General features: G+C 71.2%; 22 protein-coding genes. 12 read left to right on the top strand and 10 right to left on the bottom strand.

Annotated features, from left to right (window positions below; translation table 11 throughout):
- The first annotated feature begins 57 nt into the window (after nucleotides 1-57).
- Genes V6S67_RS08445 through V6S67_RS08435 form a run of 3 tightly spaced genes read left to right on the top strand, consistent with a single transcriptional unit; the run spans nucleotide 58 to nucleotide 2,083 of the window.
- A complete protein-coding gene (locus V6S67_RS08445; RefSeq protein WP_334209820.1) occupies nucleotides 58-693 on the top strand; it encodes a biotin transporter BioY in 636 nt (211 codons plus the stop codon).
- Nucleotides 690-1,400, top strand: a complete 711-nt coding sequence (locus V6S67_RS08440; RefSeq protein ID WP_442884740.1) for an energy-coupling factor ABC transporter ATP-binding protein — start codon at nucleotides 690-692, stop codon at nucleotides 1,398-1,400. The genes V6S67_RS08445 and V6S67_RS08440 overlap by 4 nt, the downstream gene beginning before the upstream one ends.
- Nucleotides 1,397-2,083 (top strand): energy-coupling factor transporter transmembrane component T family protein, encoded by a 687-nt coding sequence (locus V6S67_RS08435; RefSeq protein WP_334209819.1) that lies wholly within the window; start codon nucleotides 1,397-1,399, stop codon nucleotides 2,081-2,083. Before V6S67_RS08440 ends, V6S67_RS08435 begins: the two co-directional genes overlap by 4 nt.
- A 129-nt stretch (nucleotides 2,084-2,212) precedes the next feature.
- Here V6S67_RS08435 and V6S67_RS08430 read toward each other — a convergent pair whose 3' ends face one another.
- The 6 genes from V6S67_RS08430 to V6S67_RS08405 all read right to left on the bottom strand — a co-directional run bounded on the left by V6S67_RS08430 (nucleotide 2,213) and on the right by V6S67_RS08405 (nucleotide 7,518).
- Complete coding sequence (locus tag V6S67_RS08430) at nucleotides 2,213-2,542, bottom strand: metal-sulfur cluster assembly factor (protein ID WP_334209818.1); 330 nt, start codon at nucleotides 2,540-2,542, stop codon at nucleotides 2,213-2,215.
- A gap of 74 nt (nucleotides 2,543-2,616) precedes the next feature.
- Nucleotides 2,617-3,384 carry a Fe-S cluster assembly ATPase SufC gene (gene sufC / locus V6S67_RS08425; protein WP_334209817.1) on the bottom strand — a complete coding sequence of 256 codons (768 nt, stop codon included), beginning with the start codon at nucleotides 3,382-3,384 and terminating at the stop codon, nucleotides 2,617-2,619.
- 54 nt (nucleotides 3,385-3,438) lie between these two features.
- On the bottom strand, nucleotides 3,439-3,798 hold the full coding sequence (locus tag V6S67_RS08420; protein ID WP_334209816.1) for a non-heme iron oxygenase ferredoxin subunit: 360 nt from the start codon (nucleotides 3,796-3,798) through the stop codon (nucleotides 3,439-3,441).
- Nucleotides 3,798-5,132, bottom strand: a complete 1,335-nt coding sequence (gene sufD, locus V6S67_RS08415; RefSeq protein WP_334209815.1) for a Fe-S cluster assembly protein SufD — start codon at nucleotides 5,130-5,132, stop codon at nucleotides 3,798-3,800. Before sufD ends, V6S67_RS08420 begins: the two co-directional genes overlap by 1 nt.
- A gap of 2 nt (nucleotides 5,133-5,134) precedes the next feature.
- Entirely contained in the window at nucleotides 5,135-6,607 is a 1,473-nt protein-coding gene (sufB, locus tag V6S67_RS08410; protein ID WP_334209814.1) for a Fe-S cluster assembly protein SufB, read from the bottom strand.
- Entirely contained in the window at nucleotides 6,607-7,518 is a 912-nt protein-coding gene (locus V6S67_RS08405; protein ID WP_442884737.1) for a helix-turn-helix transcriptional regulator, read from the bottom strand. The genes sufB and V6S67_RS08405 overlap by 1 nt, the downstream gene beginning before the upstream one ends.
- Before the next feature lie 128 nt (nucleotides 7,519-7,646).
- Between V6S67_RS08405 and V6S67_RS08400 the strand changes: the two genes are divergently transcribed.
- The 3 genes from V6S67_RS08400 to V6S67_RS08390 are packed head-to-tail and all read left to right on the top strand — an operon-like array spanning nucleotide 7,647 to nucleotide 10,337.
- Nucleotides 7,647-8,597, top strand: coding sequence for an ABC transporter ATP-binding protein (locus V6S67_RS08400; RefSeq protein WP_334209813.1), 951 nt, complete (start codon nucleotides 7,647-7,649; stop codon nucleotides 8,595-8,597).
- Complete coding sequence (locus V6S67_RS08395) at nucleotides 8,594-9,361, top strand: ABC transporter permease (RefSeq protein WP_334209812.1); 768 nt, start codon at nucleotides 8,594-8,596, stop codon at nucleotides 9,359-9,361. The genes V6S67_RS08400 and V6S67_RS08395 overlap by 4 nt, the downstream gene beginning before the upstream one ends.
- Nucleotides 9,362-9,365: 4 nt before the next feature.
- Nucleotides 9,366-10,337, top strand: a complete 972-nt coding sequence (locus tag V6S67_RS08390; RefSeq protein ID WP_334209811.1) for a COX15/CtaA family protein — start codon at nucleotides 9,366-9,368, stop codon at nucleotides 10,335-10,337.
- A gap of 45 nt (nucleotides 10,338-10,382) precedes the next feature.
- Here V6S67_RS08390 and V6S67_RS08385 read toward each other — a convergent pair whose 3' ends face one another.
- Together V6S67_RS08385 and V6S67_RS08380 are read right to left on the bottom strand one after the other, a co-directional pair.
- The gene (locus V6S67_RS08385) at nucleotides 10,383-11,282 is read right to left on the bottom strand and encodes a dihydrodipicolinate synthase family protein (protein WP_334209810.1); all 900 of its coding nucleotides are present in this window, start codon (nucleotides 11,280-11,282) and stop codon (nucleotides 10,383-10,385) included.
- A gap of 84 nt (nucleotides 11,283-11,366) precedes the next feature.
- On the bottom strand, nucleotides 11,367-12,311 hold the full coding sequence (locus V6S67_RS08380; protein WP_334209809.1) for a heme o synthase: 945 nt from the start codon (nucleotides 12,309-12,311) through the stop codon (nucleotides 11,367-11,369).
- Between the two features lie 389 nt (nucleotides 12,312-12,700).
- Here V6S67_RS08380 and tkt point away from each other — a divergent pair, with 389 nt between their 5' ends.
- From tkt to pgl, 6 genes are all read left to right on the top strand, one after another.
- Entirely contained in the window at nucleotides 12,701-14,887 is a 2,187-nt protein-coding gene (gene tkt, locus V6S67_RS08375; RefSeq protein WP_334209808.1) for a transketolase, read from the top strand.
- A gap of 102 nt (nucleotides 14,888-14,989) precedes the next feature.
- Nucleotides 14,990-16,102: a transaldolase gene (gene tal, locus V6S67_RS08370; RefSeq protein ID WP_334209807.1), complete on the top strand. Its 1,113-nt coding sequence runs from the start codon at nucleotides 14,990-14,992 to the stop codon at nucleotides 16,100-16,102.
- Between the two features lie 5 nt (nucleotides 16,103-16,107).
- Nucleotides 16,108-17,757, top strand: coding sequence for a glucose-6-phosphate isomerase (locus V6S67_RS08365; protein WP_334209806.1), 1,650 nt, complete (start codon nucleotides 16,108-16,110; stop codon nucleotides 17,755-17,757).
- Between the two features lie 3 nt (nucleotides 17,758-17,760).
- Nucleotides 17,761-19,305, top strand: a complete 1,545-nt coding sequence (zwf, locus tag V6S67_RS08360) for a glucose-6-phosphate dehydrogenase (protein WP_334209805.1) — start codon at nucleotides 17,761-17,763, stop codon at nucleotides 19,303-19,305.
- On the top strand, nucleotides 19,302-20,246 hold the full coding sequence (locus V6S67_RS08355) for a glucose-6-phosphate dehydrogenase assembly protein OpcA (RefSeq protein ID WP_334209804.1): 945 nt from the start codon (nucleotides 19,302-19,304) through the stop codon (nucleotides 20,244-20,246). Before zwf ends, V6S67_RS08355 begins: the two co-directional genes overlap by 4 nt.
- Entirely contained in the window at nucleotides 20,236-21,051 is an 816-nt protein-coding gene (gene pgl / locus V6S67_RS08350) for a 6-phosphogluconolactonase (RefSeq protein ID WP_334209803.1), read from the top strand. Before V6S67_RS08355 ends, pgl begins: the two co-directional genes overlap by 11 nt.
- A gap of 93 nt (nucleotides 21,052-21,144) precedes the next feature.
- Here pgl and secG read toward each other — a convergent pair whose 3' ends face one another.
- A complete protein-coding gene (gene secG / locus V6S67_RS08345; RefSeq protein WP_104179598.1) occupies nucleotides 21,145-21,396 on the bottom strand; it encodes a preprotein translocase subunit SecG in 252 nt (83 codons plus the stop codon).
- Between the two features lie 52 nt (nucleotides 21,397-21,448).
- Nucleotides 21,449-22,264: a triose-phosphate isomerase gene (tpiA, locus tag V6S67_RS08340; RefSeq protein WP_334209802.1), complete on the bottom strand. Its 816-nt coding sequence runs from the start codon at nucleotides 22,262-22,264 to the stop codon at nucleotides 21,449-21,451.
- Between the last annotated feature and the right edge of the window lie 75 nt (nucleotides 22,265-22,339).

Genomic DNA, 22,339 nt, shown 5'->3' with positions numbered 1-22,339 from the left:
ACCGACATATCACCGGAGTGGCCGGTGCGACTCCGGCCCGCTGAAGGAGGATGTCCCATGCAGCCAGCCGGAACAGCCGATGCAGGACCGGCCCGCAGCCGCCGGCCGTCGTCCCGCCGGAGGTGGGATACCACCGATCTCTCGCTGGTCGCGGTCTTCGCCGCCCTCATTGCCGCCCTTGCAATCCTACCCGGAATCCCGGTGGGCCCGCTCGGGGTGCCCATCACACTCCAGACGCTCGGGGTGATGCTCGCCGGGGTGGTCCTCGGGCCGGGGCGCGGCACGGCCGCCGTCCTGCTCTACCTCGTCGCCGGGCTGATCGGCCTGCCGGTGTTCAGCGGCTTCAGCGGCGGCTTCGGCGTCCTCGCCGGGCCGTCGGCCGGGTATCTCCTGGCATTCCCGCTGGCCGCCCTCGTCGCCGGCTCGCTGGCCGCGCTCGTGCTGCGCAGGGCCGAGCGCTTCCGCACCGTCCTGCTGTTCCTCGCCTGCCTCGCCGCGAGCCTCGCGACCGTCCATCCGCTCGGCATCGCGGGACTCGTCGTGAACGCCGGGCTGCCGCTGCGGGACGCGATCATCGTCGACGCCGCCTACCTCCCCGGGGACGTCCTCAAGAACCTGCTGGCCGCGGTGCTCGCCGTGTCCGTCCACCGGGCGTTCCCGCGCCTGCTCGGCGGGCGGCGCTCGGGCGCGTGATCGAGTTCCGGGGCGCGGGCGTCCGCGCCGACGGCGGACGGACACTCCTCCACCCGCTCAGCCTGACCCTGACCGAGGACCGGATCTCGGTGATCGGCGCCAACGGTTCCGGCAAGTCCACACTCCTCCGCCTCGTCAACGGCCTCCTCGTCCCGTCCGAGGGGTCCGTGGCCGTGCTCGGCCGGGACACCCGGTCCGAGGGGCACGCCGTCCGGCGCAGTGTCGGCTTCGTGTTCACCGACCCGCTCTCGCAGCTCGTCCTGCCCACGGGGCGCGAGGACGTGGAGCTGTCCCTGCGGTCCCGGAGGCTGCCGGCGGCGGAGCGGCGGCGGCAGGGTGAGGCCGTGCTGCGCCGCTTCGGGGTGGAGCACCTGGCCGACCGCAGCATCTACGACCTCTCGGGCGGGGAACGACAGATCCTCGCCCTCGCCGTGGTCCTCGCCGTGGAGCCGCGCATCCTCGTGGCTGACGAGCCCACCACCCTGCTGGACCTCCGCAACGACGCCCGGGTCCGGTCGCTCATCGCGGGCCTCGACCAGCAGGTGGTGTTCACCACACACAATCTCGACTTCGCCCTCGAGAGCGACCGGACGCTCGTGGTCGACGACGGCAGGATCGTCTTCGACGGTGCGCCGGCCGAGGCCGTTGCCCGCTACCGCGCGGCCGCTGCAGCATCCGTGCCCGCGTCGGGGACGGACACGACGTGAGGGGCTACGGCAGCACGCTCGGGCTGTACCGGCCCGGCTCGGGCTTCCTCTACCGGGTGCCGCTGTGGCCGAAGGCGGTCGTGTCCCTCGCGTGCGCCGTCGTGGTGATCGCGTGGCGCTCACCCGGTACGAGCGCCGTCGCCCTCGTGCTCACACTCGGCGCCCTGACCCTGGGCGCACGTCTCTCCCCCGCCCGCGTCCTCCGGATGCTCCTGCCGGCGTTCCCCGTGCTGGGGATCCTCGCCGTGTACCAGGGCGTGACCCAGGGCTGGCTGCAGGCGGTGGCCGTGGTGGGCGGTATCGCGGCGTGCCTGCTCGCGGCGCGGGCCGTGACCCTGACGACGCCCCTGCAGGACCTGCTCGACGGTGTGGCGCGGCTCGCGCGGCCCTTCCGGGCGGTGGGTGCCGACCCGGAGCGGTTCGCCCTCGCGCTGTCGATCATGCTGCGCAGCATCCCGTATCTCGCGGGGCTGTTCGTCGACGTCCGCGATGCGGCGCGCGCGCGGGGGCTGGAGCGCGATCCGCGCGTCGCGGTGACGCCGCTGGTGGTCGGCGCCGTGGCGTACGCGCACCGTACGGGCGAGGCCCTCGCGGCGCGGGGTCTGGGCGACGAGGGACAGGACGACGGGCAGGACGACGGGCAGGACGACGGGCATCACGCGGGAGGCGGGAGCCGGCGCTGACCCCTGCGCCGGCCAGCCGCCGGCCGCCGGCCACTGGTCCCAGGGACGACGGAAGGGCGGTCCCGGCGTGTGCCGGGACCGCCCTTCGACCGTCGGTGCCGGTCCTGGTGGTGCTGGTGGTGCTGGTGCTCAGATGTTGAAGCCGAGGGCCCGCATCTGGTCGCGGCCGTCCTCGGTGATCCGCTCGGGACCCCACGGCGGCATCCACACCCAGTTCAGCCGCCACTCGTCGACGACACCGTCCAGAGCCTGGCCCACCTGCTCCTCGAGCACGTCGGTCAGCGGGCAGGCGGCGGTGGTGAGGGTCATGTCGATCAGGAGGGCGCCGTCCTCCGCGTAGTTCAGGCCGTACAGGAGGCCGAGGTCGACGATGTTCACGCCGAGCTCCGGGTCGATCACGTCCCGCAGCGCCTCCTCGATGTCATCCAGCGCGGTGGGCGCCTGCTGCACATCACTCATGCGACTCTTCCTTTCAAGCGATGGTCGAACCATCGTCGGGCTGTCGGCGCGCGTCCGCGCCGGAGAACGTGGTCCTAGGCCTCGACCGCGGACTGCGCCGTGAACCGATCGTAGCCCTCTTCCTCGAGCCGGTCCGCGAGTTCCGGTCCGCCCTCCTCGGCGATGCGTCCGGCGACGAACACGTGGACGAAGTCCGGCTTGATGTAGCGCAGAATCCGCGTGTAGTGGGTAATGAGCAGCGTGCCCATCTCGCCCTTCGAGTGCTCGCGGTTGACTCCCTCGGAGACGACCTTGAGGGCGTCGACGTCGAGGCCGGAATCGGTCTCGTCGAGGATCGCGAACTTGGGGCGGAAGAGCTCGAGCTGGAGGATCTCCACCCGCTTCTTCTCGCCGCCGGAGAAGCCCTCGTTGACGTTGCGCTGGGCGAAGTCCGCGTCGATGCGCAGCTGCGCCATGGCGGTCTTCACGTCCTTGGTCCAGTGGCGCAGGCTCGGGGCCTCGCCGTCGAGCGCGGTCTTCGCGGTGCGCAGGAAGTTGGTCATGGTCACGCCGGGCACCTCGACGGGGTACTGCATGGCGAGGAAGAGCCCGGCGCGGGCCCGCTCGTCGACGCTCATGGACAGGACGTCCTCGCCGTCGAGCGTGATGGAACCGCTGTCCACCTTGTAGCGTGGGTGCCCGGCGATGGTCGACGCGAGGGTCGACTTCCCGGAGCCGTTCGGGCCCATGATGGCGTGGGTCTCGCCGGTGTTGATGGTCAGCGTGACCCCCCGGAGGATGGGGATGTTGCCCTGCTCGGTGTCGATGCTGACGTGCAGGTCCTTGATTTCAAGTGTGCTCATGGTGTTCTTTCTTCGTCGCCTGCTGTGCAGGGAGGGGGACGGGAGGGGCGGCGGCTAGCCGAGCTGCGGGGCGGGTGCTCCGTTGGTGACCGTCGCGACGTCCACGTACACGTCGCCGTCGTGGATCTCGAGGGCGAACACCGGCACGGGCTCGTAGGCCGGGAGCTGCAGCGGGGCGCCGCTGCGCAGGTCGAACTGGGAGCCGTGGCCCCAGCATTCGATGGCGCACCCCTCGACGTCGCCCTCGGAGAGGGAGATGTCCGCGTGGGAGCACGTGTCGCCCAGCGCGTGGATCTCGCCGTCGGAGTCGCGGACGACGACCACGGGGTAGTCGTCGATCAGGACGCGCAGCGCCTGCTTGACCTGGATGTCGTCGACACTGCAGATCAGCTCGCCGCGGGGCGCGTCGGCCATCAGAGGTTTCCTGCCGCGAGCTCGCGCTCCACCGACGCGGAGAGGCGCTCCTCGAGGGCGGGGACCTTGATCTGCTGGATGACCTCGGTGAGGAAGCCGCGGACCACGAGGCGGCGTGCGGCCTTCTCGGGGATGCCGCGGGCCATGAGGTAGAACAGGTGCTCGTCGTCGAAGCGGCCGGTGGCGCTGGCGTGGCCGGCACCCTCGATGAGGCCCGTCTCGATCTCGAGGTTCGGCACGGAGTCCGAGCGCGCGCCGTCCGTGAGGATCAGGTTGCGGTTCGTCTCGTACGTGTCGGTGCCCTCGGCCGCCTTGCGGATCAGCACGTCGCCCACCCACACGGTGTGTGCGTCGGCGCCCTGCAGGGCGCCCTTGTAGGTGACGCGCGACTTGCAGTTGGGGACGGCGTGGTCCACGAGGAGGCGCTGCTCGAGGTGCTGGCCGGCGTCGGCGAAGTACAGCCCGTACATCTCGACCTCCGCGCCGGTCGCGGTGAAGATCGACGACGGCGTGAGCCGCACGAGGTCGCCGCCGAGGCTGACGACCACGTGCTTGTAGCGGGCGTCGCGGCCCACCCTGGCCTGCTGAGAGGACACGTGGACGGCGTCGTCGTCCCACTCCTGGACGCTGACGACGGTCAGCTCCGCGCCGTCGCCGACCATGATCTCGACGTTCTGGGCGAGCGTGGCCGACCCGGAGTGGTCCAGGACGACGACAGCTTTGGAGAAGGCCTCGGCGTGGATGAGGATGTGCTGCGCCGCAGCGTCGGTGGCCGATCCGGTGACACCGACCATGACCTCGCCGTCGGCCACCGTCTCCTTCGGGATGGTGATCACGGTCGCGTGCGAGAACGCGTTCCACGCTGCGGCGGAGACGCGGTCCTCGGGCGTCGCGGCGGAGCCGAGGCGGGCATCGGTGCGCTCCACCGTCTCGACGGTGACGTTCCCGGCGCCGGTGACCTCGACGGCGGGGGCCGGTCCGGTCAGGGCGTCGGTGTGCAGCCCGCGAAGGCGCTTGAGCGGCGTGAAGCGCCAGTCCTCCTCGAGCCCGGTGAGCGTCGGGAAGTCGGCGAGGTCGAAGGACCTGCGCCGCTCCCCGCGCGACGCCTCGGGCACCACGGGGGCGTTGCCGTGGCTGTGCTTCTTGAGGCCGAACTGCTCCGAGCCCGTATTGCCGGCGGAGAGGCTCTCGCCTTCCTCCGTCAACCCGTCGATGGCGGCCGCGGCGCCCGAGGGGGCGCCCAGGCGGGCCTTCTCGTCGAGGTCGCCGAGATCGGTGACCTCGCCCTCGGGGTCGGTCGTGGGTGCTATGTCCGTGTGGGTGGTCTCAGCCATTACTAGCCTACGGCCCCTTCCATCTGCAGTTCGATGAGCCGGTTCAGCTCGAGCGCGTACTCCATGGGCAGCTCGCGGGCGATGGGCTCGATGAACCCGCGCACGATCATGGCCATGGCCTCGTCCTCGGGGAGTCCGCGGGACATGAGGTAGAACAGCTGCTCCTCGCTGACGCGCGACACGGTGGCCTCGTGGCCCATGGTGACGTCGTCCTCGCGGATGTCCACGTAAGGGTACGTGTCCGAGCGCGAGATGGTGTCGACCAGCAGCGCGTCGCAGCGCACGGTGTTCGCGGAGTGCTTGGCGCCGTCGCGCACCTGGACGAGCCCGCGGTAGGCGGCCCGTCCACCGCCGCGCGCCACGGACTTGGAGATGATCGAGGACTTGGTGTTGGGCGCGATGTGCACCATCTTCGATCCGGTGTCCTGGTGCTGTCCCTCGCCGGCGAAGGCGATGGAGAGCGTCTCGCCCTTGGCGTGCTCGCCGACCAGGTACACGGCCGGGTACTTCATGGTGACCTTCGAGCCGATGTTGCCGTCGATCCACTCCATGGTGGCGCCCTCGTGCGCGATGGCGCGCTTGGTCACGAGGTTGTACACATTGTTCGACCAGTTCTGGATGGTGGTGTAGCGGACGCGGGCGCCCTTCTTGACCACGATCTCGACGACGGCCGAGTGCAGGGAGTCCGACGTGTAGATCGGGGCGGTGCAGCCCTCGATGTAGTGCACGTAGGAATCCTCGTCGGCGATGATGAGCGTGCGCTCGAACTGCCCCATGTTCTCGGTGTTGATCCGGAAGTAGGCCTGCAGCGGGATCTCGACGTGGACGCCCTTCGGCACGTACACGAACGAGCCGCCGGACCACACCGCGGTGTTGAGCGAGGCGAACTTGTTGTCGCCCACGGGGATGATCGTGCCGAAGTACTCCTTGAAGATCTCCGGGTGCTCGCGCAGTGCGGTGTCGGTGTCGAGGAAGATGACGCCCTGGCGCTCGAGGTCCTCACGGAGCTGGTGGTACACCACCTCGGACTCGTACTGGGCGGCGACGCCGGAGACGAGGCGCGCGCGCTCGGCCTCGGGGATGCCGAGCTTCTCGTACGTGGTGCGGATGTCCTCGGGGAGGTCCTCCCACGTGTTCGCCTGCTTCTCCGTGGAGCGCACGAAGTACTTGATGTTGTCGAAGTCGATGCCGGAGAGGTCAGCGCCCCAGGCCGGCATGGGCTTGCGGTCGAAGTACTTGAGGCCCTTGAGGCGGAGATCGAGCATCCACTCGGGCTCGTTCTTCTTGGCGGAGATGTCGCGGACGACCTCCTCGCTCAGGCCGCGGCGCGCGTTGTCGCTGGCCTCGTTCTTGTCGGCCCAGCCGTACTGGTAGGTGCCGATGCCCTCGAGCTCCGGGTTCTTCTCCAGGATGTCGCTGATCACCGACTCCGGCACTGCCGACGCGACTGGCTTGCGGTCTACTTGATCCGTCATCATGGCCTTCCTTGCTGATGGATGGATAGCGTTGCTGGGGTGCCGGGGGCCGCTGCTGCCGGATCGTCCGGCAGCGCTGCGGGTCCGGAGGCATCGGGCGTGCCCGGTGGGGGCACCGCCGTCGTCCGTCCCAGGGGTATGTGGGTGGTGCAGACATGACCGCCGGCGGCGAGCGTCGACAGGCGGCGCACGTCGACGCCGAGCAGGCGGGCGAAGACGCCGGTCTCCTGCTCGCAGAAGGCGGGGAAGGCGGAGGCGAGGCCCTGGATGGGGCAGTGCCCCTGGCAGAGCTGGACGCTGAGCATCACCGGGCGGGCGCGCGGCACGCTGCGGGCGCCGCGTCCCTGCGGCAGCCCCACGGTCTTGGTGGAGCCGACGAAGCCGTCCGTGGTCAGCGCGGCCGCCAGGGCACGCGCGCGTGCCTCCAGGTCGGGGCCCGCGGCCTCGACGATGGGGCGGTAGCGCTCCTCCATGCCGGAGAACCGTGTGCGGGCGAACTCCTTGATGGCCGACGGTCCGGCCGCTGCGCCCAGCTGGGCGAGGGCGGCCGTGGCGATGTCGAGGTAGTCGTTGCCCATCTTGGCCTGGCCGCGCTGGCTGAGGACGTAGCGGCGGGCGGGTCGGCCTGCTCCGGTCGCCGAGGCGCGGGAGCGCTTGACCTCGATCAGACCGTCTTGCGAGAGGGCGTCGAGGTGGCGGCGCATGGCTGCCGGGGTGAAGCCGAGGCCGTCACCGAGTTCGGCCGCACTGACGGGGCCGCGCTCGAGGACGGCGGACAGGACGCGGTCGCGGGTGCGCTCGTCGGGATCGGGCGAGACGATCTGCGCCGTCCGGTCAGCCGTCCGGTCAACCGACGGCTCGGCGGGGGCGCCGGCAGGAGCCTGGGCGTCAGCGCGGGGTGTTGCGGTCACGGTCCACTCCTTACTGTCGGCACACATTAGACAACACAAGCATGACCTAATGTATTCCGTGCCACCAGTTAGGCGAGGCTACCCATCGGCAGCCCCGGGTCGACTACTACCTGCCGTAGAATAAGGGCGTGCCGACACCTCCCCCAGCCCTCGAGATCGACGGCCTCGTCAAGGACTTCGGACCCGTCGGCGCGCTCGACGGGCGGATGGTGCGCGTGCTCGAAGGCGTGAGCCTGACCGCGTCGCGCGGCGCCGTCACCGTCCTCCTCGGGGCCAACGGAGCCGGCAAGACGACGACGCTCGAGTGCGCCCAGGGGCTCCAGCGCGCCGACGGGGGTACGGTGCGCCTCCTCGGCGAGGACCCGTACCGCGCTTCGCCGCACCTGCGCGCGAGGGTGGGGGTGATGCTCCAGGACGGCGGGCTCCCGCCGTCCGTGCGCCCGCTGGCCCTCCTGCGGCACGTCGCCTCCATGTACAGCTCGCCGCTGCCGGTCGATACGCTCGCCGAGCGCCTCGGGCTGGACGAGTTCGGGAGCGTGTCCATCCGCAGGCTCTCCGGCGGGCAGAAGCAGCGCCTGGCCCTCGCGTGCGCCCTCGTGGGCCGGCCCGAGGTCGTGTTCCTCGACGAACCGAGCGCGGGCCTCGACCCGCAGTCCCGCACCATCGTGTTCGAGCTGATCCGCGAGCTGCGCGCGGACGGCCTCGCCGTCATCCTGACCACGCACCTGCTCGACGACGCCCAGCGGCTCGCGGACTACGTCTACATCCTCGAGGGCGGCCGGACCGTCGCCGAGGGCACGGTCGCCGCCCTGACCGCCGACAAGGACGCCGACGGCATGCGGGAGCTGCGGTTCGAGACGGTGCCCGGCCTCGCGCTGCCGCCGGACCTGCTCCCCCATCTGCACCAGCGCGAGGACGAGCCGGGACAGTACGTCCTCCGGGGCGCCCTCACGGCCTCCGACGTCGCGCAGCTGGCGCGCTGGTGGGACGCCTGCGGCGTCATGCCCACGGCGATCTCCATGGCGCCGCGTTCCCTCGAGGACGTCTTCCTCGACATCTCCGGAAGGAGCATCCGATGAGCGCGGCGTCCCCTCCCGCCCCCGGCACGGCGGCACCCCTCGCGGCGCGCGTGCTGCGCCACGGCGGCTACGAGGCACTGGCCATGCTCCGCAACGGCGAGCAGCTCGTCCTGGCGATCGTCCTGCCGCTCCTGGCGCTGACCGCCCTGGTGATCACGCCGCTGCTGGACGCGTACGGGCCCAGTCGCATCGACGTCGCCGCGCCCGGCGTCCTGGCCCTGTGCACCATGTCCACCGCCTTCACGGGGCAGGGCATCGCCACGGGCTTCGACCGCCGCTACGGAGTCCTCCGGTTCCTGTCGACCACCCCGCTCGGCCGGTCCGGGCTGATCCTCGGCAAGGCCGCCGCCGTCGCCGCCGTCCTCGCCGTGCAGCTCGTGGTCATCGGCGGTGCCGCGGTGCTCATGGGCTGGTCGCCGCGGGCCGAGGGACTGCTCCCGGCCGCCCTGCTGCTGCTCGTCGGGTCCGCGGCCTTCACCGCCCTCGGCCTGCTCGTGGCCGGGACCCTGCGCCCCGAGGCGACGCTCGCCGTCACCAACCTCGTGTGGATCCTGCTCGCCGCGGCGGGCGGGGTCATCATCCCGGCGGCGAGCCTGCCCGCCGCCGCCGAACCGTTCGTCGCCGTCCTCCCGTCCGCCGCGCTGGGTGACGGCCTGCGGAGTGCCCTCGCGGACGGCGTCCTCGATCCCATCGCGTGCCTGGTGCTCCTCGCCTGGGCCGCCCTCGCCGGCCTCGCGGCCATCCGCTGGTTCAAATGGAGCTGACCGAATGACACTCCCCGTCCTGTCCCGCGTCCGCGAGACCCTCCCCCGCGACACCACGCCGCTCGTGCGCAGACTGGCGGTCGCATCCCTCGTCTCGCAGATCGCCATCGTGGTCACGGGCGGCGCGGTGCGCCTCACGGCGTCGGGTCTCGGCTGCCCCGAGTGGCCGCGCTGCACCCCCGACTCGATCGTCACCACCCCCGAGATGGGCTTCCACGGCGTCATCGAGTTCGGCAACCGGCTCCTGACGTTCGTGCTGGTGATCATCGCCGTCGCGATGATCGTCGCCGTCCTCGGGCTGCGGCGGGATCGCAAGGACCTCTTCCGGCTGTCCATCGGGCTCTTCCTCGGCATCCCGGCGCAGGCCGTGATCGGCGGCATCACGGTCTGGACGGGCCTCAACCCCTGGGTCGTGGGCCTGCACTTCGTCGTGTCGATGATCCTCGTCGCCCTCGCGACGGTGCTGGTCGACCGTGCGCGGCTCACCACCGAGCAGTACCGGGAGAGGCGCGCACCGGCCGCCTCGCCGCCGCTGCGCCGGCTCCTCGTCGTCGCGACGGCGCTGACCTCCGTCACCATCCTCCTCGGCGTGGTGGTGACGGGATCCGGCCCCCATGCGGGCGACCACGGTGCCGCCCGGAACGGGCTCGACGCCCTCCTCGTGACCCGCCTGCACGCCCTCCCGGTGTACCTGCTCGTCGCCACCGTGGCGCTCGCCGTCGTGGTGGCGTACCGGACCGGCGTCCACGGGGCGCTGCGCAGGGCGCTCACGCTGCTGGCCGTCGTCGTCGTGGCCCAGGGCGCCATCGGGTACACGCAGCACTTCCTGCACCTGCCCATCGCCCTCGTGGCACTGCACATGCTGGGGGCGTCGCTGCTCATGGCGGCCGTGGTCCACGCGCTCTACATCGGCACGACGACGAAGCCGCTGCCGGGCACGACGGTCCGCGCCGGGGTGCGGGAGTCCGTCGCGTAGGAGTCCCCGCGGGGACTGCGACTGCGGGGCCCTGCCGGTGCCGCCTCAGTCGTCGTCGAACTCCGCCTGGAGCACGTCGAGCAGGCGACCGAGCTCGCGCAGCTCGGACCCGGGGCTCGGCAGCAGGGGCGGACGGGGGTCTCCCGCGGCGATCCCGCACGCGCGCGCCAGCAGGTGCAGCCCGCTGATCTTCCGCAGTCCCGCCACGTGGTCGACGAGCGGTTCGAGGACCCGGCGCACACGATCGATCCCGTCCCGGTCACCGGCGACGACGGCGGCGCGGAGGCGGGCGTAGTACGCGGGGAGGAGCGCCGCGGGACCGCTGTGCCACGCATCGGCCGCGACCTCCCCGGTCATCATGAGGAGGTCGCCGCTCACGCCGTGGCTGAAGCCCTCGGGGACGAGTGGGGCGAGTTCGGCGTGCCGCGCGTTGAACGTCGCGGCGTCGGCGGCCGTGTCCTTGAACGCGACGACCTGCGGGAGCGCGGACAGCTCGGCGACCACCTGCAGCGAGTAGTCGAACTGCGTGGTGCTCGGGTTGTTGTACAGGCAGATGGGCAGGTCGGTGGCCGAGCAGATGGCGTGGACCTGCGCCACGACCTCGTCGTCGGTCAGCGGGACGTACGAGACGGGCGAGAGGACGAGGCCGTCCGCGCCGGCCGCCTGCGCGTCGGCGGCGGCGTCGAGCACCTCGCGCGTACCCACGGAACTGATGCCGACCGCCACCGGCAGCCGTCCTTCCACGGCCTCGATGGCCGTCCGGGCCACGAGGGAGCGTTCCGGGCGGTCGAGGTAGGCGAAGCTGCCGGAGGACCCGAGCACCGTGACGGCGTCGACCGCCGTCGTCGCCAGGTGGCCCACGAGACCGCGGAGGTCGTCCCGGCTCACGGAGCCGTCGGCGGCGAACGGGGTGAGGGGGTAGGCGATGAGGCCGGTGAAGTCCATGGCAGCAAGCCTAAGCGGACGGACCGGCACCGCCCCGCAGGGTGACCATCGGCGCCGGAAGCCTCCGGGCTCGCCGCGTCCCGGTCAGGCCAGGACGGCCGATCCGACGAAGGGGTCGATCGCGAGGGCCAGGAACAGCACCGTCAGGTAGCTGATGGAGCCGTGGAAGACCTTCATCGCGGCCTTGCTGCTCAGCTCGCCCTGCTGCGCCAGCGAGTACAGGCGGTGGGACTCGCGGATGAACCAGGCGCCGCCGACGAGCGCCGCCACGGAGTAGACCCAGCCGGCCCCGGCGGGGATCAGCAGGAGCGAGCAGGCCACCGTGGCCCACGCGTACAGGACGACCTGCACGGACACCACGCGCGCGCCGGCGATGGCGCCGAGCATGGGGACGCTCGCTGCACGGTAGTCGTCGCCGTACTTCATGGACAGCGGCCAGTAGTGCGGCGGCGTCCACAGGAAGATGATGAGGAACAGCACGACGGCGGGCCACTCGACCGAGTTCGTGACCGCGGCCCAGGCGATGAGGACGGGCATGCAGCCGGCGGCTCCGCCCCAGACGATGTTCTGCGACGTGCGGCGCTTGAGCACGAGGGTGTAGACCACCACGTACAGGAAGATCGCCGCGACGCCCAGCATGCCGGCCAGCGGGTTGGCGCCGAACCAGAGGACCGCGATCGCCACGACGCCGAGGATCCACGAGAAGGCGAGGGCCTCGCGCGGTGTCACCTCGCCCGTGACGAGGGGGCGGTTCTCCGTGCGGTGCATGAGCTTGTCGATGTCACGGTCGATGTAGCAGTTGAACGCGCCCGCGCTACCGGCCGCGAGAGCACCGCCGACCATGGTGGCGAGGATCAGCCCGAGGGGCGGGAAGCCGCCCTGCGCGAAGATCATCGTGGGAAGGGTGGTCACCAGGAGAAGTTCGATCACACGGGGCTTCGTCAGCGCGAGGTAGGCCTTCGCCTTGCGCCCGAAACCCCGACGGGCCTGCGGGGAACGTGCCGGAGCAGGAGCCTGCTGGGTCTTCACGAGGCAACACTTTCGATTCTTCCGGAGTAAAAGACAACGCCATCATACCCTTTTACGTCGTGTAGAAATCGGCGCCGGGTCCAGCCCGCGCGGCCCTTGCGCGCCGCGGGGCGCGGGCGGACGGGGTGCCGGGGCTGCGCAGTGCAACCCCGGGATGTGAGGAAGGACATTCTTCGCCTCCCACGGCGCAACGCAGTCCGGAAGGGATAGTGTGGATTCGAAAGCCCGCTGTGGACGCGCGCCCGGACCACGATGTCCGGAGTCCGTGCTGTCCCCGGTCGGGGCCTAACTTCGCAGGATTCAACGGTGAACGGCCAGCCCGACGGCGTGCCCCGAGGTACGCCGTCGCCAGCTAGGGTGCCGTTCCGGACAGAGAGGGGCCCGGAAACGTGCCGCAGACCCAAGAGCAGGAACTGACCTGGACCGAGCTGGACCAGAGGGCGGTGGACACCGTCCGCATCCTCGCGGCGGACGCCGTCGAGAAGGTGGGCAACGGACACCCCGGGACGGCGATGAGCCTCGCGCCGGCCGCCTACCTCCTGTTCAACAGGCTCATGCGCCACGATCCGACGGACGCCGAGTGGACCGGCCGCGACCGCTTCGTCCTCTCCCCCGGCCACACCTCGCTGACCCTCTACATCCAGCTCTTCCTCGCCGGCTACGGGCTGGAGATCGACGACCTGAAGGCGCTGCGCACATGGGGTTCCCTGACGCCGGGCCACCCCGAGTACCGCCACACCCGCGGCGTGGAGATCACCACGGGCCCGCTGGGCCAGGGGCTGTCCACGGCGGTCGGCTTCGCCTACGGGCAGCGCCGCCAGCGCGGTCTGTTCGACGCCGAGGCCCCCGCCGGCACGAGCCCCTTCGACCACACCATCTGGGTCATCGCCTCCGACGGCGACCTGCAGGAGGGCGTGACCTCCGAGGCGTCCTCCCTCGCGGGCCACCAGCAGCTCGGCAGCCTCGTGGTGCTGTACGACGAGAACCACATCTCCATCGAGGACGACACCGACATCGCGTTCACCGAGGACGTGCTGAAGCGCTACGAGGCGTACGGCTGGCACACGCAGCGCGTCGACTGGACGAAGACCGGCGAGTACGTCGAGGACGTCGCCGAGCTGTACACGGCGCTGCTGGCCGCGAAGAACGAGACCTCCCGCCCGAGCATCGTCTCGCTGCGCACCATCATCGGCTACCCGGCGCCGAACAAGCAGAACACCGGCAAGATCCACGGTTCCGCGCTCGGCAAGGACGAGGTCGCGGCTCTCAAGGAGGCCCTCGGCTTCGATCCGGACAAGCACTTCGACGTCGACCCGGAGGTCCTGGACCACGCACGCGGCGTGGTGCAGCGCGGCTCCGAGGCGCACAGCGCCTGGCAGGAGGGCTTCGACGCCTGGAAGGCCGGCCACGCCGAGGAGGCCGCCCTGCTCGAGCGGATCCAGGAGCGCCGCCTGCCCGACGGCTGGGAGGAGAGCCTGCCCACGTTCGAGGCGGGCAAGGACATGTCCACGCGTGCGGCGTCCGGCAAGGTGCTCACGGCGATCGGCCCCGCACTCCCCGAGCTGTGGGGCGGCAGTGCCGACCTCGCGGAGTCCAACAACACCACCATCGAGGGTGCGCCGTCGTTCATCCCCGCGGAACGCCAGACGAAGGCGTGGTCCGGCGGACCGTACGGACGGATCCTGCACTTCGGCATCCGCGAGCACGCCGCCGCCGCGATCGTCAACGGCATCGTGATGCACAGCAGCACGCGCGCCTACTCGGGCACCTTCCTGATCTTCAGCGACTACCAGCGGCCCGCGGTACGCCTCGGCGCCCTGATGGGCGTCCCGGCGATCTACGTCTGGACCCACGACTCCATCGGCCTCGGTGAGGACGGCCCCACCCACCAGCCGGTCGAGCAGCTCTCCTCGCTGCGCACCGTCCCCGGACTCGACGTCGTCCGTCCCGGTGACGCCAACGAGGTGGCCGTCGCCTGGCGCACCATCCTCGAGAACACGAAGAACCCGGCGGGCCTCGCCCTCACGCGCCAGAACATCCCGACGTATGCGCGCGGCGAGGGTGCAGCCGAGGGTGACACGTTCGGCTCGGCCGAGGGCGTCGCGAAGGGCGGGTACGTCCTCGCCGAGGCGAGGAACGGCTCCCCCGACGTGATCCTGATCGGCACGGGCTCGGAGGTCCAGCTCGCCGTGGAGGCGCGCGAGGCCCTCGAGGCGCAGGGCATCGCCGCGCGCGTCGTCTCCATGCCGTGCCTCGAATGGTTCAACGCGCAGGACGCCGCCCACCGCGAGAGCGTGCTGCCGCGCAGCATCCGCGCCCGCGTGTCCGTCGAGGCCGGCGTGTCGCAGAGCTGGGCCGGGATCGTGGGCGACGCCGGACGCAGCGTGTCCCTCGAGCACTTCGGCGCCTCCGCCGACTACAAGACGCTCTACCGCGAGTTCGGCATCACCGCGGACGCCGTCGTGGCGGCCGCGAAGGACTCCCTCGAGGCCGTCTCCGCCGACCCGCTGGCCCCCAACGGCACCGCCGCGATGCCCTCGGGAGAGCGCGCCACCGAGACCGGCGACCAGCAGTAGCCCGCACCGCTCCCGGGCCTGCGGGCCCGGGAGCGGCCCCCCTTCTCGATCCGTCCGATCCGTTCACGACACACCTCCGCGGAAGCGGATAAGGAGCACACCATGACCACATCGCCCACGGCCGACCTCTCGGCCGCCGGAGTATCCATCTGGCTCGACGACCTCTCCCGGGAACGCATCAACTCGGGGGCCTTCAAGCACCTCATCGAGGACCTGAACGTCGTCGGCGTCACGACCAACCCGAGCATCTTCGCCGCGGCCCTGAAGAACGGCGAGTCCTACGCCTCCCAGGTCGGGGCACTCGCCGAGGCGGGCGCCGACGTCGACCAGGCGGTCTTCGACATCACCACGCACGACGTCGCCCAGGCCTGCGACCTGTTCGCCGCCGAGGCGAAGCGCACCAACGGCGCCGACGGCCGCATCTCGATCGAGGTGGACCCCCGCCTGGCCCGCGACACCCAGGGCACCATCGCCGAGGCCAAGCGCCTGCACGCGAAGGTGCAGCGCACCAACGTGCTCATCAAGATCCCCGCCACGGTCGAAGGCCTCGAGGCCATCACCGAGACGATCGCCGCGGGCATCAGCGTCAACGTCACCCTGATCTTCTCCCTCGAGCGCTACCGCGCCGTCATCAACGCGTTCATGCTCGGCATCGAGCAGGCGAAGGAGAACGGGCACGACCTGACGAAGATCACCTCCGTCGCCTCCTTCTTCGTCTCCCGCGTCGACGCCGAGATCGACGGCCGGCTGGACGCCATCGGCACCGACGAGGCGTCCGCGCTCAAGGGCAAGGCCGGGCTCGCCAACGCGCGCCTCGCCTACCAGATCTTCGAGGAGCAGTTCGCCTCGGAGCGCTGGCAGGTCCTGGCGGCGGCGGGCGCGAACGCGCAGCGCCCCCTGTGGGCGTCGACGGGCGTCAAGGACCCCGACCTGCCCGACACGCTCTACGTCGCGGGCCTCGTGGCCCCGAACGTCGTGAACACCATGCCGGAGAAGACGCTCCTCGCGACGGCCGACCACGGCGTCATCGAGGGCGACACGGTCACCGGCACCTACGACGAGTCCAACGAGATCCTGAACCGGCTCGATGCCCTCGGCGTCTCCTACGCCGAGGTGGTCGACCAGCTCGAGACCGAGGGCCTCGACAAGTTCGTCACCAGCTGGTCGGAGCTCCTCGAGACCGTCCAGACCGCGCTCGACGCAGCAAAGGGCTGATACCCATGGGATCCTTCGCCATCACAGCATCAGGAGACGCCCTCGCCGCCGTCGAGGCGGCCGTCCCCGCGCTCGTGCACGACCGCGTGGCCTCCCGCCTCATGGCGAAGGACCCCACCCTGTGGGGTACCGACGCCGAGTCGGAGGCCTCGATCCGCCTCGGCTGGATCGACCTCTTCGAGGGTTCCCGTGCCCTCGTCCCGGACATCGCCGGCCTGCGGGCCGATCTCCAGGCCGAGGGCGTGGACCGAATCGTGCTCTGCGGCATGGGCGGCTCGTCGCTCGCCCCCGAGGTCATCACAAAGGAGGCCGGCGTCGAGCTCGTCGTGCTCGACTCCACCGACCCGGAGCAGGTCCGCGCGGCCCTCGAGGAGGACCTGCAGCGCACCGCCATCGTGGTCTCCTCGAAGTCCGGGTCCACGGTGGAGACGGACTCCCAGCGGCGGCTGTTCGAGCAGGCGTTCACCGACGCCGGCATCGACGCCGCCTCCCGGATCGTCATCGTGACCGATCCGGGCTCCCCCCTCGACGAGGCGTCGCGCAAGGCCGGCTACCGCAAGGTGTTCAACGCGAACCCCGAGGTCGGCGGCCGCTACTCCGCGCTCACGGCCTTCGGCCTCGTGCCCTCCGGACTCGCCGGAGCGGACATCGCGGCGCTCCTCGACGACGCCGAGGACGCCGCCGAGTTCCTCGGTGACGACGTCGACGACAACGTCGGCCTGCAGCTCGGCGCCGTCCTCGGCGGGACGACCCCGCTGCGGGACAAGATCGTCTTCGCCGATGCCGGGTCCGGCCTCCCGGGCTTCGCGGACTGGGCCGAACAGCTCATCGCGGAATCCACCGGGAAGCTCGGCACCGGCCTGCTGCCGGTCGTCGCCTCCACCGGCGCCCCCGAACTCGCCGCCGTGGCCGACGACATCCTGCCCGTGCTCCTGGCCCCGTTCGACGAGGCCCCGAGCGACGAGATGACGGGCGGGACGCGTGTCACGGTCAGCGGCACGCTGGGCAGCCAGCTGTTCGTCTGGGAGTACGCCGTCGCCGTCGCAGGCCGGCTGCTGGGCATCAACCCCTTCGACCAGCCCGACGTCGAGGCGGCGAAGAAGGCCGCCCGCGGTCTGCTCGACGCCCGGCCGGAGCCCGCTCCGGCCGCGTTCGTCGACGGCGCCGTGGAGGTGCGCGGCGACGCTGCCCTGCTCGGCTCGTCCGCCACCGTCGCGGAGGCGCTGGAGGCCCTGCTCGCGGCCATCCCGGCCAACGGCTACCTCTCGGTGCAGGCGTATCTCGACCGCCACCGCCAGGCGGCCCTCGAGGAGATCCGCTCACCGCTCGCAGCAGCGACCGGCCGGCCGGTCACGTTCGGGTGGGGCCCGCGCTTCCTGCACTCCACGGGCCAGTACCACAAGGGCGGCTCCCCGATCGGGGCGTACCTCCAGCTCACCGCGGCCGGCAGCACCGACCTCGCGATCCCCGGCCTGCCCTTCACCTTCGGTGAGCTGATCTCGGCGCAGGCCACCGGGGACGCCCAGGTCCTCACCGACCACGGCCGCCCCGTGCTCCGACTCCACCTCACGGACCGCGCGGCCGGCGTCGAGCAGCTGCGCGGTGTCATCGGCTCCCTCCCCGCCGCCGGGCCGTCGGCGCACGGGAACGGCTGAGCCGTGGCCGACAGCACCGGGGCGCGCAACGCCAACCCCCTGAGGGATCCGCGGGACCGGCGCCTGAGCCGCATCGCCGGGCCCTCCTCGCTCGTCCTGTTCGGGGTGACGGGAGACCTCGCCCGGAAGAAACTCATGCCCGCCATCTACGACCTCGCGAACCGGGGGCTCCTGCCGCCGAGCTTCGGCCTCGTCGGCTTCGGCCGCCGCGAGTGGAGCGACGCCGAGTTCGTGGAGCAGGTCCGCGAATCCGTCACGCAGTACGCACGGACGCCGTTCAACGAGACCGTCTGGGAGCAGCTCTCGGCGGGCATCCGCTTCGTCACGGGCAACTTCGACGACGACGACGCGTTCAAGCAGCTGAAGGAGTGCCTCGACGGGTTGGACCAGAGCAGGGGCACGCGCGGCAACGCCGCGTTCTACCTCTCGATCCCGCCCAAGGCCTTCGAGGCGGTGTGCCAGAAGCTCTCCGAGCACGGGCTCGCGCAGCCCGACGACGGCCAGTGGCGCCGCGTGGTGATCGAGAAGCCCTTCGGGCACGACCTCGAGTCCGCACGCGAGCTCAACGCGATCGTCGAGGAGGTCTTCCCTGCCGACGCCGTCTTCAGGATCGACCACTACCTCGGCAAGGAGACGGTCCAGAACATCCTGGCGCTGCGCTTCGCCAACCAGCTCTTCGAACCGCTGTGGAACGCCAACTACGTGGACCACGTCCAGATCACCATGGCGGAGGACATCGGGATCGGCAGCAGGGCCGGGTACTACGACGGCGTGGGCGCGGCCCGCGACGTCATCCAGAACCACCTGCTGCAGCTCCTCGCCCTCACGGCCATGGAGGAGCCCATCTCGTTCGACGCCGACCACCTGCGCACGGAGAAGGAGAAGGTCCTCGCGGCCGTCACCCTGCCCGCCGACCTCTCGGGGCGCTCGGCACGCGGACAGTACGAGGCCGGGTGGCAGGGCGGCGAGCGGGTCAACGGCTTCCTCGACGAGGACGGCATCCCGGACGACTCCACGACGGAGAGCTTCGCCGCGCTCCGTCTCGACATCAACACGCGACGCTGGGCCGGCGTGCCGTTCTACCTGCGGGCGGGCAAGCGTCTGGGGCGGCGCGTGACGGAGATCGCCGTCGTGTTCAAGCGCGCCCCCAACCTGCTGTTCCGCTCGCACGACGACGGGGACTTCGGCCAGAACGCCGTCGTGATCCGGGTCCAGCCCGACGAGGGCGTGACCATCCGGTTCGGCTCCAAGGTGCCGGGCACCCAGGCAGAGGTCCGCGACGTCACCATGGACTTCGGCTACGGCCACTCCTTCACCGAGTCCAGCCCCGAGGCCTACGAGCGGCTCATCCTCGACGTGCTCCTCGGGGAGCCGCCGCTCTTCCCCCGGCAGCAGGAGGTGGAGCTGTCCTGGAAGATCCTCGACCCGTTCGAGGAGCACTGGGCGTCCCTCGACGGCCAGCCCGAACCCTACGTACCGGGTAGCTGGGGGCCCGCCTCGGCGGACGCCCTGCTCGCCGCCGACGGACGCACCTGGAGGCGACCTTGATCGTGGACCTGCCCGACACCACCACCTCGAGGGTGTCGAAGGAACTCATGGCCATGCGTGACCGTGGCGGCGTCGTCGCACTCGGCCGGGTGCTGACGCTCGTCGTCATCACCCGGTCCGGCTACGAGGAGGAGGCGATCGACGCCGCGAACGAGGCGAGCCGGGAGCACCCGTGCCGCATCATCGTCCTGGCCGAGGGCTCGGCCGACGACGAGACGCGGCTCGACGCGCAGATCCGGGTGGGCGGCGACGCCGGAGCCTCCGAGGTCGTGGTCCTCCGCGGCTACGGCGACCTCTCCGACGAGAACGAGTCGCTCGTGTCAGCCCTGCTCCTCCCGGATGCCCCGATCGTGGCCTGGTGGCCGCACGGCGTGCCGGACGCGGCGTCGCAGACCTCCATCGGAGGCATCGCCCACCGAAGGATCACCGATTCCGCCAACGAGGCCGATCCGACGGCGGCGCTGTTCAACATCAGCAGCACCTACGCGGCCGGTGACACGGACCTCGCCTGGACGCGCCTGACCAACTGGCGCATCCAGCTCGCCGCGGTCCTCGACCAGCTCGAGGGGAACCAGCCCATCACGGCCGTCACGGTCGAGGGTGCGTCCGACTCCCCCAGCACGGTGCTGCTCGCGGCGTGGCTGACGAAGGCCCTCGACGCCCCGGTCACCATCGTGGCCGGGCAGGCCGGGACGGGCCTGAAGCGGGTCCGCCTGACGCGGAGCGGAGGGGACATCGAGCTGCACCGTCCCCACAAGGACGTCGCCGAGCTCTACCAGCCGGACCAGCCCGTGCAGCGCATCTCGCTGCCCCGCCGCGGCCTGCGGGACTGCCTCGCGGAGGAGCTGAGGCGCCTCGACCCGGACGAGGTCTTCGGAGAAGTGATCACGGAGGGCCTGGCCCGGACCAATCTAAGGAGTGTGCGCACGAGTGAGCGCTGAACCGAAAGTCAGCATCCATCCTTCCCAGGCCTCGCTCGCGGCGGCGGTGGCGGCACGGCTGATCACACGCCTCGTCGACGTGCAGAGCGACCGGGGCACGGCGACCGTCGTCCTCACGGGCGGTTCTATCGGCACGGCCGCCCTGCAGGCCGTCGTCGAGTCACCCGCGCACACCGCCGTGGACTGGGCCAACGTGCACTTCTGGTGGGGTGACGAGCGGTTCCTGCGCGCCGAGGACCCCGACCGCAACGCCGTCCAGGCGCGGGCGGCGCTCCTCGACCGGATCGCCGTCGACCCGGTGAAGATCCACGAGTTCGGGTCCAAGGACGAGTTCCCCGACGAGGACGCAGCGGCCGCGGACTACGCGGAGCAGCTGGCGGCCGCGGCGCGGGCCGAGCTCGACGCGGACCCGGAGGCGGCCCAGGCCGACGCCCGGCTCCCCCGGTTCGACGTGCTCCTCCTCGGTGTCGGCCCGGACGCGCACGTCGCGTCGCTGTTCCCCGAGCTGGCGGGCATCCGCACCAGGGGGGCGACGACGGTGGGCGTGCCGGACGCTCCGAAGCCGCCGCCGCAGCGCATCTCGCTGACCCTCGAGGCGATCAACACGGCACAGGAGGTGTGGCTGTCGGTCAGCGGTAGCGACAAGGCCGGCGCGGTGGGCCTCGCCCTCGCCGGTGCCGGCCACGTCCAGGTCCCTGCCGCCGGGGCCCGCGGCCTGAGGAAGACCCTGTGGCTGATCGACCAGGACGCCGCCCAGAAACTGCCCGGCCGCCTCATCGACCACGAGGACGAGCCGGTCGGCTGACAGCCCGCCCCTGAGCGGCCGGACCCGCCGGACGCACGAAGCCCCCGTTCCCTGCAGGGAACGGGGGCTTCGTCGGATCCGGGGCGGGTGCGCCTACGCTTCGCCGGCGAAGCGCTGGATCAGGCCGAGGGCCACGATCACGACCCCCCAGGCGAGCCCGAGGGCCACCGTGAACCGGTTGAGGTTGCGTTCTGCGACACCCGAGGACCCCATGCTCGAGGTCATGCCGCCGCCGAACATGTCCGACATGCCTCCTCCGCGTCCCTTGTGGAGCAGGATCAGCAGGGTCAGCAGGAGGCTGGTGATCCCGAGCAGGACGAGCAGGATGATACGAAGGATTTCCACGGGGCCCTTTCAAGGCTGAGTAGCCGCTGTCTGACGCGGCCGGCGCACGGAACTAGTCTGTCACCAGATGCTGTTCGAACCTGACAATACTAGCAAACTCGGATACGTCGAGGCTCGCACCGCCGACGAGGACGCCGTCCACGTCGCGCTCCCTGAGGATGCTCGCGGCACTGGCCGCCTTGACCGAGCCGCCGTACAGGAGGCGGGTCTTCGCGGCGGTGGCCTCATCGAACAGCGAGCCGAGCTCCGCGCGGATGGCGGCGCACATCTCCTGTGCGTCGCCGGGGCCGGCGACCTCACCGGTCCCGATGGCCCACACTGGCTCGTACGCGATCACCAGCGACGCCGCCTGCTCGTTCGTGAGCCCGGCCACGCCGGCCCGCACCTGCTGGAGGGTGTGCTCCACGTGCGCCCCGGCCTGCCGGACCTCGAGGCCCTCGCCGACGCACAGGACCGGCACGAGGCCGTGCCGGTAGGCGGCGTGCACCTTGCGGTTCAGCAGCTCGTCGGACTCGGCGTGCAGGGTACGGCGCTCCGAGTGGCCCACGAGCACGTAGGTGCAGTCGAGCTTCGCGAGGAACTGGCCGGAGATGTCGCCGGTGTACGCGCCGGAGTCCTCGGGCGAGAGGTCCTGCCCGCCGAAGACGAGCTGCAGGTCGTCACCCTTCACGAGGGTCTGGACGCCGCGGAGGTCGGTGAACGGCGGGAAGACGGACACCTCGACCCGCGAGAAGTCGTGGCCCGCGTCGTCGAGGGTCCAGGCGAGCTTCTGCAGGAAGGTGATGCCCTGCATGTGGTCCAGGTTCATCTTCCAGTTGCCCGCGATGAGCGGCCGGCGGTCGTAGGCGCCGTTGGTCGAGGTGGTCATCGTCGTACTCCATCTGTTCGTGTCATGGACGCGGGATCCGCGGGGCCGGGGCCCCGCGGATCCCGCCGTTCCGGT

This window comes from Arthrobacter sp. Soc17.1.1.1 (assembly GCF_036867195.1).
Taxonomy (GTDB): Bacteria; Actinomycetota; Actinomycetes; order Actinomycetales; family Micrococcaceae; genus Arthrobacter_D.
Note: the sequence above shows the minus strand (reverse complement) of the source record. Positions and strands in the feature narration are given on the sequence as shown.